Source organism: Kitasatospora sp. NPDC096204, assembly GCF_044763205.1.
Taxonomy (GTDB): Bacteria; Actinomycetota; Actinomycetes; order Streptomycetales; family Streptomycetaceae; genus Kitasatospora.
In genome coordinates, this window is record NZ_JBIWFT010000051.1 from 21,344 (window position 1) to 34,669 (window position 13,326).

Below are 13,326 nucleotides of genomic sequence, written 5' to 3' on the forward strand. Positions count from 1 at the left end.
CCGGTCGTCCCCGCGGAGCGGGGCGTCAGCCCGCCGCGGCGAGCTGACCGCAGGCGCCGTCGATCTCCTGGCCGCGGGTGTCGCGGACGGTCGTCGGCACGCCGTGCGACTGGAGCCGGCGGACGAACTCGCGCTCGTCCTCGGGCCGGGAGGCCGTCCACTTGGAGCCGGGGGTCGGGTTCAGCGGGATCAGGTTGACGTGCACCCGGCGGTTCTTGATCAGCCGGCCGAGCAGGTCGGCCCGCCACGCCTGGTCGTTGATGTCCTTGATCAGCGCGTACTCGATGGAGATCCGGCGGCCGGACTTCTCCGCGTAGTTCCACGCCGCGTCCAGCACCTCGTCGACCTTCCACCGGGTGTTCACCGGCACCAGCTCGTCGCGCAGCTCGTCGTCCGGGGCGTGCAGCGACAGCGCCAGACGGCAGCTGAGGCCCTCGTCCGCGAACCGGTGCATCGCCGGGACGAGTCCGACGGTGGAGACCGTGATGCCGCGCTGGGACAGGCCGAAGCCGTCCGGCGCCGGGTCGGTCAGCCGGCGGATCGCGGCCAGCACCCGGTTGTAGTTGGCCAGCGGCTCGCCCATGCCCATGAAGACCACGTTGGACAGCCGCGCCTCGCCGCCGGGGATCTCCCCCGACTTGAGCGCGCGCATCCCGGCCGCGATCTGCTCGACGATCTCGGCCGTGGACAGGTTGCGGGTCAGCCCCGCCTGGCCGGTGGCGCAGAACGGGCAGTTCATGCCGCAGCCGGCCTGCGAGCTGATGCACATGGTGACCCGGTCCGGGTAACGCATCAGCACGGACTCCACGAGCGTGCCGTCGAAGAGCTTCCAGAGCGTCTTGCGGGTGGTGTCGTCGTCGCAGGAGACGTGCCGGACCACCGACATCAGCTCGGGCAGCAGGCTCTCGGTCAGCTTCTCCCGGCTGGCGGCGGGGATGTCCGTCCAGCTCGCCGGGTCGTTCGACATCCGGCCGAAGTAGTGGTTGGAGAGCTGCTTGGCGCGGAACGGCTGCTCGCCCAGCTCGGCGACGGCCTCCTTGCGCTCGGCGGGGCTCAGGTCGGCGAGGTGTCGCGGGGGCTTGGCGCCGCGCGGCGCGACAAAGGTGAGTTCTCCGGGCTTAGGCATGGTTGTTCCAGTGTCGCAGACGCGCGAGGGCCCCGGACGCCGGGCGTCCGGGGCCCCTGCTCGTACGTCTCGTACGGCTCGACCGCGCGGTCAGCTGCCGACGAAGGCCGCCAGCAGCAGCCAGACCACCGGGGCGGTCGGCAGGAGCGAGTCCAGCCGGTCCATGATGCCGCCGTGGCCGGGCAGCAGCGTGCCCATGTCCTTGATCCCGAGGTCGCGCTTGATCATCGACTCGCCCAGGTCGCCCAGGGTCGCGGTGACCGCCGCGCAGCCGCCCAGGATCAGGCCCTGCCACCAGCTGCCGCCGTCGATGATCAGTTCCATCAGCAGCGCGCCCGCCAGCATCGACAGGGCGATGCCGCCGGCCAGGCCCTCGCGGGTCTTGCCCGGGCTGATCGTCGGGGCCAGCTTGGTCTTACCGAACTTGTAGCCCACCGCGTAGGCGCCGGTGTCGCTGCAGATCGTCACGATCAGGAAGAGCACGATCCGCTGGGGGCCGTCGTCGGCCGCCAGCATCATCGCCACGAAGGTGGCCAGGAACGGCACGTAGAAGGCCGTGAACACGCCTGCCGTTATGTCCCGCAGGTAGTCCTCCGGCGGCTCGGTCATCCGCCAGAGCATCACCGCCAGCCCGGTCAGCGCGAGCGAGGCGGCGGCCCACTGGATGCCGGCCCAGTAGCCGGTGGCGACCATGGCGAGGCCACCCACGACCAGCGGGACCAGCGGCGCCTTGATCTGCTTGCGCTCGGCCAGCCGACTGGTCAGCTCCCAGACGCCGACCGCGACCGCGGCCATCACGACGACCAGGAACAGAGCCTTCACCACGAACAGCGAGGCGACGATCACCGCGCCGAGGCCGACGCCCACGCCTATGGCGGCCTGGAGGTTACGGCCGCCGCGCTGCTTGCGCGGCTGCGGCTGCGGCTGCGGCTGCGGGGCGGGCTGGGCGGCCACGGGTGTCTCCTGCCCTGGGTGGGACGACGGCACGAAGTGGGGCTGCCCGGCCGCCAGGTGGTTCGCCGGCGGCGCGGGATGCACCGGTGCCCCCGGGTGCGGCAGGGTGCCGTGGCCGGGGGCGGGGGTGGCGTCGCCGGATATCGCGCGCAGCACGACCGTCTCGGTCACGCCGGGCGGCGCCGACTCGGACTGCTGGTCCCGGAACAGCGGGCCGCTCAGCCGGCCGGACTCCCGGGCCTGCCCCTCGCCGGGCTCGGCCGGTCCGCCGGGGGCGGGCCGACCGTGGGCCGCGGGCCTGTCGTGGGCGGCCGCCCGACCGGGGTCGGGCATGCCGGGCGGCGGGCCGGGATCGGCCGGTACGGGAGGCATGACCTGAGTCTCCTCCGCATCGCCGCCCCAGTACACCGGAGGCTGCTGCGGCTGATCCGAACGGAGGCCCGGGGCCCCGTGGGCGGCACCCGGCGCGCCCGGGGGCACGGCGTGGCCGCCCGGGTGCCCGGGGTGTCCCTGGGCCGGCGGCGGCTGCACGCCGTACCCCGGCGCCGGGTGGGCCGGGGTACGGGCGTCCCGCGGGTGCGGCGCCGGGCGGTAGGGCTGGAACTGCTGGTCGGACGGGCCCCAGTAGCCGGGGGCGTCAGGGGCGTCGTTCATCAGACCTCGAGCAGCTCGGCTTCCTTGTGCTTCAGCAGCTCGTCGATCTGGGCCACGTACTTGGCCGTCGTGTCGTCGAGCTCCTTCTCGGAACGGCGGCCGTCGTCCTCGCCGACCTCGCCGTCCTTCACCAGCTTGTCGATGGCGTCCTTGGCCTTGCGGCGCACCGAACGGATCGAGACCTTGGCGTCCTCGCCCTTGGTACGGGCGATCTTGATGAACTCCCGGCGGCGCTCCTCGGTCAGCTCGGGCAGCACCACGCGGATGATCGAGCCGTCGTTGGACGGGTTGACGCCCAGGTCGGAGTCGCGGATCGCCTGCTCGATGGCCTTCAGCGCGGTCTTGTCGAACGGCGAGACGACCGCCATCCGCGGCTCCGGCACCGAGAACGAGGCCAGCTGGTTGATCGGGGTCTTGGCGCCGTAGTACTCCGCGACGATCTTGGCGAACATCGCCGGGTGCGCACGGCCGGTGCGGATGGCCGCGAAGTCGTCCTTGGCGTGCAGGACGGCCTTCTCCATCTTCTCCTCGGCCTCGAGGAGGGTCTCTTCGATCACTGTGGTCTCCCTGTCCGGTTCATCTGCTGTTGTTCCGACCGGTGTCGGCGCGCCGACCGGTCACGGTGTCGGCGCCGACCGGTACGGCTGGTCGCTGCTCAGGCCCGGACAGAATCCTGGCTGATGAGTGTGCCGATCTTCTCACTCTTCACCGCGCGCGCGATATTGCCCTCCGCCAGCAGTTCGAAGACCAGCATCGGAAGGTTGTTGTCCTTGCACAGCGTGATCGCGGTGAGGTCGGCGACCTTGAGGTCGCGCGCGATGACCTCGGAGTACTCCAGCGCGTCGAACTTGACCGCGTCCGGGTTGGTCCGCGGGTCGGAGTCGTAGACGCCGTCCACGCCGTTCTTGCCCATCAGCAGGACGTCGGCGTGGATCTCCAGGGCGCGCTGCACGGCCGTGGTGTCGGTCGAGAAGTACGGCATGCCCATACCGGCGCCGAAAATCACCACGCGGCCCTTCTCCAGGTGCCGGACGGCCCGCAGCGGCAGGTACGGCTCGGCGACCTGGCCCATGGTGATGGCGGTCTGGACCCGGGTCTCGATGCCCTCCTTGACCAGGAAGTCCTGCAGCGCGAGGCAGTTCATCACGGTGCCGAGCATGCCCATGTAGTCGGAGCGCGCCCGGTCCATGCCACGGACCTGGAGCTCGGCACCCCGGAAGAAGTTGCCGCCGCCGATGACCACCGCGACCTCGGTACCGGCGCGGACGACCGTGGCGATCTCGCGGGCGATCGCGTGCACGACGTCCGGGTCGACGCCGAGCCCGCCGCCACCGGCGAAGGCTTCACCGGACAGCTTGAGCAGCACCCGGCGGCGCGAGCCGTCCCTGGGGTCCTGCGCGGTCTCCTGCGTCTCCTGCATGGACTTCTCCTTTTTGCACCTACTGGTCACAGACGCGGGTGTGCGGATGCCCGGCCTGCGCGTACACGCGAGGAGGCCACTGCCGCGGGAACCGGTTCGGTGTCCTGCACGGCAATGGCCTCCTCGTCGTTCATGGTGCCGACGCGAGCCCGCCCTTCGGCGGTAGGCGCGGGGTGAGCCCGTTCGGCGTTCCGCCCGCCCCGGTCAGCGGGCGGGGGCGGTTCCCAGCCTAAGGGGGCCGGGGACCAGGTGGAACGTGGCTCAGGCGCCGACGCGGAAGCGGGCGAAGCGCTTCAGGGCGACGCCGTTCTCCTCGAGGACCTTGGCGACGGACTTCTTGTTGTCCTTCGCGAAGGCCTGCTCCAGGACGGAGTTCTCCTTCACGAAGCCGGTGACGCGACCCTCGACGATCTTCGGCAGGGCGGCCTCGGGCTTGCCCTCCTCGCGGGCGGTGGCCTCGGCGACGCGACGCTCGTTCTCGAGCGCCTCGGCCGGGATCTCCTCGCGGGACAGGTACTTCGGGGCGAAGGCGGCGATGTGCTGCGCGACGTCCTTGGCGACCTCGGCGTTCTCCTTGTCCAGCTCGACCAGGACGCCGACGGCCGGCGGCAGGTCGGGGCTGGTCTTGTGCAGGTAGACCGCGACGAAGCCGTCACCGTCGAACTGGGCGAAGCGACGGAAGACGATCTTCTCGCCCAGGGTCGCGTTGGCCTCGTCCACGAACTGCTGGACGGTCTTGCCGGCCTCGATCTCGGAAGCCAGGGCGGCGTCCAGGTCGGCCGGGGCGGTCTTGGCGACGTGGGCGGTGATCGCGTCGGCGACCTCGACGAACTTGTCACCCTTGGCGACGAAGTCGGTCTCGCAGTTCAGCTCGACCAGAACGCCGGACTTCTTGTCCTCGGCGATCAGCGCGGCGACGGCGCCGTTGGAGGCGTCACGGCCCTCGCGCTTGGCAACGCCCTTCTGGCCCTTGATTCGCAGGAGCTCGACGGCCTTCTCGACGTTGCCCTCGGCCTCGTCCAGGGCCTTCTTGCAGTCCATCATGCCGGCGCCGGTGAGCTCACGGAGCTTCTTGACGTCCGCGGCGGTGAAGTTCGCCATGGTGTGAATCTCTTCTCGCGTCTCGCGTGTCTGCGTGGAGTGGCGCCGGGACCGATGGTGCGGTCCCGGCGCGGGAGAGAGGGGCACCTGCCGGCTTCGTACCGGCGGGTGCCCCTCGCCCTTGGTACGTCAGGCCTGCTCGGCCGGCGCCTCGGTGGCGGGAGCCTCGGTGGCCGGAGCCTCGGCGGCGGGGGCCTCGGTGGCGGGAGCCTCGGCGGCGGGGGCCTCCTCGGCCTTCTTCTCGCCCTCGATGAGGTCCTTCTCCCAGGCGGCCAGCGGCTGGTCGGCACCCGGCTCGGCCTTGGCGTCGCCCTTGGCGACACCGGCGCGGGACTTCAGGCCCTCGGCCACGGCGTCGGCGATCACGCGGGTCAGCAGGGTGACGGAGCGGATCGCGTCGTCGTTGCCCGGGATCTTGTAGTCGACCTCGTCCGGGTCACAGTTGGTGTCGAGGATGGCGACGACCGGGATGTTGAGCTTCCGGGCCTCGCCGACCGCGATGTGCTCCTTCTTGGTGTCCACGATCCAGACGGCGCTGGGAACGCGCTGCATGTCGCGGATACCGCCGAGGGTCTTCTCCAGCTTGTCGTGCTCGCGCTGGAGGACCAGGAGCTCCTTCTTGGTGAGGCCGGAGCCGGCCACGTCCGAGAAGTCCAGCTCGCCGAGCTCCTTCAGGCGCTGGAGGCGCTTGTAGACGGTCGAGAAGTTGGTCAGCATGCCGCCGAGCCAGCGCTGGTTCACGTAGGGCATGCCCACGCGGGTGGCCTGCTCGGCGATGGCCTCCTGGGCCTGCTTCTTCGTGCCGACGAAGAGGACGCTGCCGCCGTGGGCAACGGTCTCCTTGATGAACTCGAAGGCGCGGTCGATGTAGTTCAGCGACTGCAGGAGGTCGATGATGTAGATGCCGTTGCGCTCGGTGATGATGAAGCGCTTCATCTTCGGGTTCCAGCGGCGGGTCTGGTGACCGAAGTGGACGCCGCTCTCCAGCAGCTCCCGCATCGTGACGACGGCCATTGCCGTGCTCCTTGGTGTTACGGCCCGGCGGCGGCACTGCCTTGCAGCGATCGCCCACAGCCGGGTCAGGCTCGGTTTGTCCGTGGCGGCCAGGTGACAGCCACGCCTGACGCCCCGAACGTGCCGAGCCGCTCCACCCTGGCGGCCCGGGGGCCGGTCGGGCTCGGCGGACCGAGCGGCACTCGCACCTGGCGGGGCTGCGGACGAACCGCGTCCGACCGCCGGTGGCGGGGCGTGCGAAGTCGACCCGGCGGACCGGGTCGCGTGTGAAGTGTACGGGAAGCGCCGAGGCGCGAGCGACTCCACGAGTGCCCGGGGACCCGCCGAGGACCTGGGAGGAGCCCGGGGAACGGCCGGGGAGGGCGGGTTCCGATGGGGCTGCGGTCGCGTTCCCGTGGGGCTGCGACGGGGGCGGGGAGGGTCGTGCGACGGACTCGGGGCGGACGCTCGGGCGGACGTCGGGGCTCGGACGCGGGGCGGATGCGGGGGTGGGCGCGGGCCGGTCGGCCGCCTGCCCCCGGTCCGTCGCCGGTATGCCGTTTGTACACCGGATGGCGGAGTCCGTACACCCGTCGGAGTGATGGCGCGCGGGCACGGGGGTGGTTTGTCCACAGGAATCCGGATGTGGGTGGTGCGGGAGCGGCGCGACGGCGAGCCTGCGGGCATGACTGGTCGCGGATGGTTCGGCGGGGTGGTGGTGGCGGTGGTGCTCGCGCTCGTGCTCGCGCTCGTGCTCGCGCTGCCGGGAGCTGCGGAGGCTACCGGGGTTTCGGGGGCTGTGCGGGCTACCGGGATTTCGAGGGAGCCCGAGGCCGTCGGCGCCCCGGGCTCGGGCGTCCCGCGCGTGGGCGTGGGCGTGGGCGGGGGCGGGCGGAGTGGTGCCCGGGCCTGGCCGGTGGGCGGGCCCGGCGCGGTGCTGGGCCGGTTCGAGCCGCCGGCGAAGGTCTGGGCCGCCGGGCACCGGGGAGTGGACCTCGCCGCGGCGCCGGGGGCGGAGGTTCGGGCGGCGGCTCCCGGAGTGGTCGCCTTCTCCGGGCTGGTGGCGGGACGGCCGGTGGTGACCGTCTCCCATCCCGGCTCGGGCTCTCCCGCGCTCCGGACCACCTACCTGCCCGTCACCGGCACCGTCCCGGTCGGCACCACGGTGGCCGCCGGGCAGACGATCGGACTGCTCGCTCCGGACGGGCGGCACTGCGCCGAGCGCGACTGCCTGCACTGGGGGCTGCTGCGCGGAGACCGTTACCTCGACCCGCTGGCCCTGTTCGGCGCGGGCACGGCGCGGCTGCTGCCACTGAAGGGCGGGGACGGGTAGGGCGTCCTGCCGCACACCCCGTCGGCGAAGGGCGCGAGTGTGGGGCGCCGGCGAGGGTGAGGGCAAGGACGAGGACGGAGCCGGGAGCCGCGGGCGGAGCCGGGCCGCGGGCGGAGCCGAGAGCCGGGCCGCGGGCGGAACCGGTCGGATCGGCTCAGGGCCGGGCGAGCCCGTGCAGCACCATCGCGACCGCGGCCTCGGCGATCTCCTCGGGGCTCTCGACGGCACAGCCGGTGCGGCCTCCTGCCGCGGCCTGCTCGGCCCTGCGGGTCGCCGCCTCCACGACGCCCTGCACCAGGGCCGCGGCGAGCCGGGGCTGCTCGTGGCCGAGGTCCTCCAGGGTCCGGCCGACCAGACCGGCCAGCCTGCCGTGCGCCGACCTGATCCGTTCCCGCGCGGCCTCGTCGAGCTCCAGCGCCGAGATCGCCACCACCGCCCGGTGCCGGGGGTCGGCGGCGAGCGCCAGCTGGCCCCGGACATAGGCCTCGATCCGCTCGACGGCGGTGTCGCAGCTCTCCATCCCGGCCTCGATCTCGGCCGCCCAGAGCGGGAGGTCCACCTCGCAGAGTGCCTCGACCACGGCGGCGCGGGAGCGGAAGTACTCGTAGACCGAGGAGCGCGCCAGCCCGGTGCGCGCCGCGAGCGCGGGGAAGGTCAGGGCCTCCATGCCACCCTCGGCAAGCAGGACGCGGGCAGCATCGAGGAGGGCTGCCCGCTGGAGCTGGCGATGCTCGGCCACCGTGGCCGCTCGGATCTTCGGCACGCTCCCACTCTACGGAGCCCTACCTCCGACCGATACGGCGCCGCGCATCAGGAGGCGGCGCGGGCCCGGCGACCGGCCACCCGTGACCGACGGCGGACGCCCGACTGCCGACGCCCTATCGGATGTCCGACAGCTTGGCGCGCAGCTGGAGGACGGACTTGGTGTGGATCTGGCTCACCCGACTCTCCGTCACCCCCAGTACCTGTCCGATCTCGGCGAGGGTGAGGCCCTCGTAGTAGTAGAGCGTCACCACCGTCTTCTCCCGCTCGGGGAGGGTGTTGACCGCCTGGGCCAGCAGCCGGCGCAGCTCGCGGTCCTCGGCCACCTCGACCGGGTTGTCGGCGCCGTGGTCCTCCAGGGTGTCCATCAGGCTCAGCCGGTCGCCGCCCTCCCCCACCGGGTGGAGCAGCTCGTCCAGCGCCACCACGTTGGCCAGCGACAGCTGGCTGAAGATGGCGTGCAGGTCCTCGATCGCGATGCCCATCTCGGCCGCGACCTCGGGATCGTGCGGCGTCCGGCGCAGCCGGGCCTCCAGCGTCGCGTACGTCCGCTCGACGGCCTTCGCCTTCTGTCGCACCGAACGCGGGATCCAGTCCAGGGCCCGCAGCTCGTCGATGATCGCGCCGCGGATGCGGCTGATCGCGTAGGTCTCGAACTTGATGGCGCGATCGATGTCGAACTTCTCGATCGCGTCGATCAGCCCGAAGACCCCGGAGGAGACGAAGTCCGCCTGTTCGACGTTGGAGGGCAGCCCGACCCCGACCCGGCCGGCCACGTACTTGACGAGTGGTGAGTAGTGCAGGATCAGCTGCTCGCGCAGCCGCTGGTCCCCGGTCTCCTTGTAGGAGCGCCAGAGCTCTTCGAGCGCGGTGCGACCCTGGGCTGCGGCCTCCCGGGCGTCCTGCCCCTGATCGCCGCCCTCCGCCCGCTCCCGACGGAGCGGGGACACCGGCGAGGCGAACACCTGGACGGAAGCGGACCGGACCGTCGCACTGCCGGGCGGCCGGGGCGCACCGGCCACGGCCGCGCCGGGGGGTGCGCCGGCGGGCGCCCCGACGGACGCGCCGGCGGGACCGGTCGCGTCGGCGCCTTGGACCGGCTCTGCACCTCGGGCCGCATCCGCAGGCTGGGGCACCACCGTCGGCCGGCCGCCCTGGCGCGACAGGCCTCCCATCGTCCCCGCCGACTTGGACGGGAAGTCGGGCACGGGGCGCCGCTCGGTCCGCGGCCCCCCCGAGGACCGAGCGCCACCGGTCACTCTGTGTCCGGGAATGTGTGTGGGCATGCGTTGGTCTGCGCCGTTCTGCCGAGTCATGTGCTGATAGGGAAGGCATGTGGAGCGTAGCGTGACCGACTCGCTGCGAAGCGCTACCGCCACTCGGTCGTCCCCCGATCCGGTGGCCGTCGCACACCGGATCGAGACTGCGAACAGGAGAGCCGGAGCGAAAGGCAGCCGGACGGCCGACATGCGGTCCCTCGACGCGGACGTGTCTCCGTTCCGACACTCACCTCCTCCGCACCACGCGCCAGTGCGCGCCGTGCCGCTCCACGTAGCCGAGCGAGCCCAACTCGTAGAGCCGTTGGAGGACTTCGTCCGGTGGCAGGCCCGACTGCCGGGCCAGCCGCTCGACCGGCGCACCCTCCGCCGTCGCGGGTACGGCTTCCAGCACCCGGGCCACCGCCGGTTCCAGCAGGTCGCGCGGGAGCACCGGGCCGCTGCGCTGCGGCGCCAGGTCCTCCCCGATCGCCCCGATCAGCTCCGTGATCTCGGCCGCGTCGGTGACCAGGGTGGCAGCGCCGCTGCGGATCAGGGCGTGCACGCCGGCGGAGAGCTCCGAAGTCACCGGGCCCGCGACACCCATGGTGTGGCGGTTGAGGTCCCGCGCCCGTCTGGCCGTGCTCAGGGCTCCGCTGCGCACCGCCGCTTCGACCACCACCGTTCCCCGGGTGAGCGCCGCGATGACCCTGTTGCGGAGGACGAAGCGGAAGCGGTTCGGATGCTCCCCGGGCGGCAGTTCACTGACCAGCAGGCCCTGGACGCCGATCCGCCGGATCAGTTCGGCATTGCCCTTGGGATAGGCGACGTCGACACCGCAGGCGAGCACGGCGGCGGTCATCCCGCCGACCGCGAGCGCCCCTCGGTGCGCGGCGGCGTCGATCCCGTAGGCGGCTCCGGAGACCACCACCCAACCTCGTTCGGCCAGTTGGGCCGAGAGCTCCCCCGCGACGTGGGCGCCGTAGGCGGTACAGGCGCGGGAGCCCACCAGCGCGACGGACCGGAGTGCGAGCAGCCGCAGCGAGCCGGTGCCCGTCACCCAGAGTCCGATCGGACGTCCGTCACCCAGGTCGTCGAGCTGGCTGGGCCACTCCGTGTCCCCCGGAATGATGAACCGTCCGCCGACGTCGCATACCCGTTTCAGGTCCATCCGCGGGTCCAGGCCGGGGAGCCGCGCCTGGTACCCGGCCAGCCGGGTGGCGTCCAGCGCGGGGTGGTCGGGCACCGTCCCGTCCCGGATCGCCTTCACCACGTCGACGGCTGGGAGTTGGCCGAGCCACCGGCCGACCACCGCGTCCCCCGGTTCGCTGAGCCGGCCCAGCAGCACCCGGGCGAGGCGCTCGGGCTCCGGCTCGACGTTGGCCGCGGCACCGGCCCCGGCCCCGGCCCTGGCCTCGGCCGCGCCGGGAATTCGCGGTTGCCTGAGCAACTGGTTCATGCCTCACCCTCCTGGTTCCGCGGATCTCCGTCATGCGCCCCCGGCTTCGCGGGCCGGCCCTCTTCCGGGCTGCCGCGCCGCGCCGGGATTCCGCCGAGCCGGCCGAAGACCCGCTCGGTCAGCGGCAGTCCGTGCTCCACCCCGGTGCGCAGGACGAGGGCGGTGCGCACGTCCCGCTGGTCCGGCCGGTCGCGTCCGGCGAGGTCAGCGACCGTCCAGGCGACCCGGAGCACCCGGTCCAGGCCCCGGGCGGTCAGCAGCCCCCGCTCCAACTGCCGCGCGGCGTCGTTGAGCGCGCCTCCCGCGAGCTGCCAGCGGGTGCGCAGCTCGTGGCCCGGCACCTCCGCGTTCGTCCGCCATGGGGTGTTCGCCAGCCGGGCCGCCGCCCGCTCCCGCGCGGCCAGCACCCGGGCCGCGACGGTCTCGGTGGTCTCCGCCGTGGCGTCCCGCTCCATCAGCTCGACCCGCGTCACCGGGGCCACCTGGACCTGGAGGTCGACCCGGTCCAGCAGCGGCCCGGACAACCGCCCCTGGTAGCGGCTGACCATGGCCGGGGTGCACTCGCAGCCCTCGCCCCGCCGCGAGTACCGACCGCACGGACAGGGGTTGGCCGCCAGGCAGAGCAGGAAGCGCGCCGGGAGCCGCAGCGATCCGGCCGAGCGGGCGATCACCACCTCGCCCGCCTCCAGCGGCTGGCGCAGCGCGTCGAGCACCCGGACCGGGAACTCCGGCGCCTCGTCCAGGAAGAGCACGCCCCGGTGCGCCAGCGAGACCGCGCCGGGTCTCGGCAGACCGCTGCCGCCGCCGACGATGGCCGGCATCGTCGTGGAGTGGTGCGGGGCGCAGTAGGGCGCGGTGTCGATCAGTGGACGCCCGACCGGGAGCAGCCCCGCCACCGAGTGGACGGCGGTGACCTCCAACGCCTCCTTCTGGGTCAGCGGCGGGAGCAGCGCGGGCAACCGCTCCGCCAGCATCGTCTTGCCCGCGCCCGGTGGGCCCTTCAAGTAGAGGTGGTGTCCTCCGGCGGCGGCGATCTCCAGGGCCCGCCGGGCCTCGTACTGGCCGGCCACGTCGGCCATGTCGAGCCGGGCCGCCCGGTCGTCGGGCAGGCCCCGCACTCCCGCGCAGGGCAGCATCAGGCCGGCCATCAGCGGATCCGGCCGGCCTCCGATCGGATCGGGCGGCTCCTCCGGTGCCGCCACGCCGGTCAGGTTGGCGACGAGCTGGCGCAGACTGCGGACGCCGATCACCGTCACCCCGGGGACGAGTGAGGCTTCGGGCGCGGTCTGCTCGGCGACCACGACCCGCTCGTACCCGGCGTCGGCGGCGGCCAGCACCGAGGGCAGCACCCCTCTGACCGGCCGCACCCGACCGTCCAGCCCCAGCTCGCCGATGATCAGCAGGTCGGCGATGGCGGAGGGGTCGAGCCGTTCGGCGGCGGCCAGCACGGCGCAGGCCACGGCGAGGTCGAAGCCGCTGCCGCTCTTGGGCACCGAGGCGGGGCTGAGTCCGACCGTCAGTTTGCGCTGGGGCCAGGCCTCGCCGCTGTTCACGACCGCGGCCCGGACCCGGTCGCGGGCTTCGGTGAGCGCCTTGTCGGGCAGGCCGACCAGGGTGAACGCGGCCACCCCGGGCTCCAGATCGGCCTGGACCTCGACGATCACTCCGTCGACGCCGACCAGCGCGACGGAACAGGTACGGGCGAAGGCCATCTCAGACCACCCCCCGCAGGTGGTCGACCAGGGCCGCACCCCGCGCCCGGTTGACCACCGCGACCAGGTCGATCCGCACCCCGCCCGGTGGGGCGGGCGGCCACTGCGGATCGGTGGGCCCCGGGTCGTAGCCGGGCCCGGCCAGCTCGGCGAAGTGACCGGGCCAGCGCTCGGCCATCCAGCGCTCGGCCAGGCGTTGCAGCCGGGCGGCCTTGGCCCGGTCGATGGCCTCGGTGGGCTGCTGGAAACCCCGCTCGGAGCGGGTCTTCACCTCGCAGACCGCCACGGTGTCGCCGTCGAGGGCGACGATGTCCAGCTCGCCCTCGACGCAGCGCCAGTTGAGGTCCAGGATGCGGAGCCCGGCCTCCGCGAGCCGGCGGGCGGCGACCCGCTCCCCGTAGCGGCCGAGCCCGTTCTTGGTGGTGCGGTCCGGGACCGCCCGCGGGGCCTTCCCGGTTGCGGCCGTGTCCGGTACGGCCTGGTCCTGCTGGTGCTGCTGGTCCTGCACGACGGTGTGCTGCATGGTGACCACCTCCGCCGAGGAGGCTGCACCAAC

Annotated in this window: 11 protein-coding genes and 1 pseudogene; 1 reads left to right on the top strand and 11 read right to left on the bottom strand. The window is 73.0% G+C overall.

What is annotated here, in order from left to right; all coding sequences use genetic code 11:
* Positions 1 to 25 precede the first annotated feature (25 nt).
* The 6 genes from rlmN to rpsB form a co-directional block, all read right to left on the bottom strand.
* Positions 26 to 1,126, bottom strand: coding sequence for a 23S rRNA (adenine(2503)-C(2))-methyltransferase RlmN (gene rlmN / locus ACIQ87_RS36040; RefSeq protein ID WP_402415475.1), 1,101 nt, complete (start codon positions 1,124 to 1,126; stop codon positions 26 to 28).
* Between the two features lie 90 nt (positions 1,127 to 1,216).
* Positions 1,217 to 2,452 (bottom strand): phosphatidate cytidylyltransferase, encoded by a 1,236-nt coding sequence (locus ACIQ87_RS36045; RefSeq protein WP_402415535.1) that lies wholly within the window; start codon positions 2,450 to 2,452, stop codon positions 1,217 to 1,219.
* A 281-nt stretch (positions 2,453 to 2,733) separates the two neighbouring features.
* Complete coding sequence (gene frr, locus ACIQ87_RS36050; RefSeq protein WP_360348875.1) at positions 2,734 to 3,291, bottom strand: ribosome recycling factor; 558 nt, start codon at positions 3,289 to 3,291, stop codon at positions 2,734 to 2,736.
* A 98-nt stretch (positions 3,292 to 3,389) separates the two neighbouring features.
* Positions 3,390 to 4,154 carry a UMP kinase gene (pyrH, locus tag ACIQ87_RS36055; protein ID WP_329929692.1) on the bottom strand — a complete coding sequence of 255 codons (765 nt, stop codon included), beginning with the start codon at positions 4,152 to 4,154 and terminating at the stop codon, positions 3,390 to 3,392.
* 261 nt (positions 4,155 to 4,415) lie between these two features.
* Positions 4,416 to 5,255 (bottom strand): translation elongation factor Ts, encoded by an 840-nt coding sequence (gene tsf, locus ACIQ87_RS36060; RefSeq protein ID WP_402415479.1) that lies wholly within the window; start codon positions 5,253 to 5,255, stop codon positions 4,416 to 4,418.
* A 129-nt stretch (positions 5,256 to 5,384) separates the two neighbouring features.
* Positions 5,385 to 6,269, bottom strand: coding sequence for a 30S ribosomal protein S2 (gene rpsB, locus ACIQ87_RS36065; protein WP_402415482.1), 885 nt, complete (start codon positions 6,267 to 6,269; stop codon positions 5,385 to 5,387).
* Positions 6,270 to 6,933: 664 nt separating this feature from the next.
* Here rpsB and ACIQ87_RS36070 point away from each other — a divergent pair.
* The gene (locus ACIQ87_RS36070; RefSeq protein WP_402415485.1) at positions 6,934 to 7,581 is read left to right on the top strand and encodes a murein hydrolase activator EnvC family protein; all 648 of its coding nucleotides are present in this window, start codon (positions 6,934 to 6,936) and stop codon (positions 7,579 to 7,581) included.
* 154 nt (positions 7,582 to 7,735) lie between these two features.
* Here the strand turns inward: ACIQ87_RS36070 and ACIQ87_RS36075 are convergent, their stop codons facing one another.
* From ACIQ87_RS36075 to ACIQ87_RS36095, 5 genes and pseudogenes are all read right to left on the bottom strand, one after another.
* Positions 7,736 to 8,320 (bottom strand): TetR/AcrR family transcriptional regulator, encoded by a 585-nt coding sequence (locus ACIQ87_RS36075; protein WP_402415538.1) that lies wholly within the window; start codon positions 8,318 to 8,320, stop codon positions 7,736 to 7,738.
* A gap of 139 nt (positions 8,321 to 8,459) precedes the next feature.
* Positions 8,460 to 9,209 (bottom strand): annotated as a pseudogene (whiG, locus tag ACIQ87_RS36080) (RNA polymerase sigma factor WhiG); the annotation flags it as partial.
* Between the two features lie 640 nt (positions 9,210 to 9,849).
* A complete protein-coding gene (dprA, locus tag ACIQ87_RS36085) occupies positions 9,850 to 11,058 on the bottom strand; it encodes a DNA-processing protein DprA (protein WP_402415487.1) in 1,209 nt (402 codons plus the stop codon).
* On the bottom strand, positions 11,055 to 12,770 hold the full coding sequence (locus ACIQ87_RS36090) for a YifB family Mg chelatase-like AAA ATPase (protein ID WP_402415488.1): 1,716 nt from the start codon (positions 12,768 to 12,770) through the stop codon (positions 11,055 to 11,057). The genes dprA and ACIQ87_RS36090 overlap by 4 nt, the downstream gene beginning before the upstream one ends.
* A 1-nt stretch (position 12,771) precedes the next feature.
* The gene (locus ACIQ87_RS36095) at positions 12,772 to 13,293 is read right to left on the bottom strand and encodes a YraN family protein (RefSeq protein ID WP_402415491.1); all 522 of its coding nucleotides are present in this window, start codon (positions 13,291 to 13,293) and stop codon (positions 12,772 to 12,774) included.
* Positions 13,294 to 13,326: the final 33 nt, after the last annotated feature.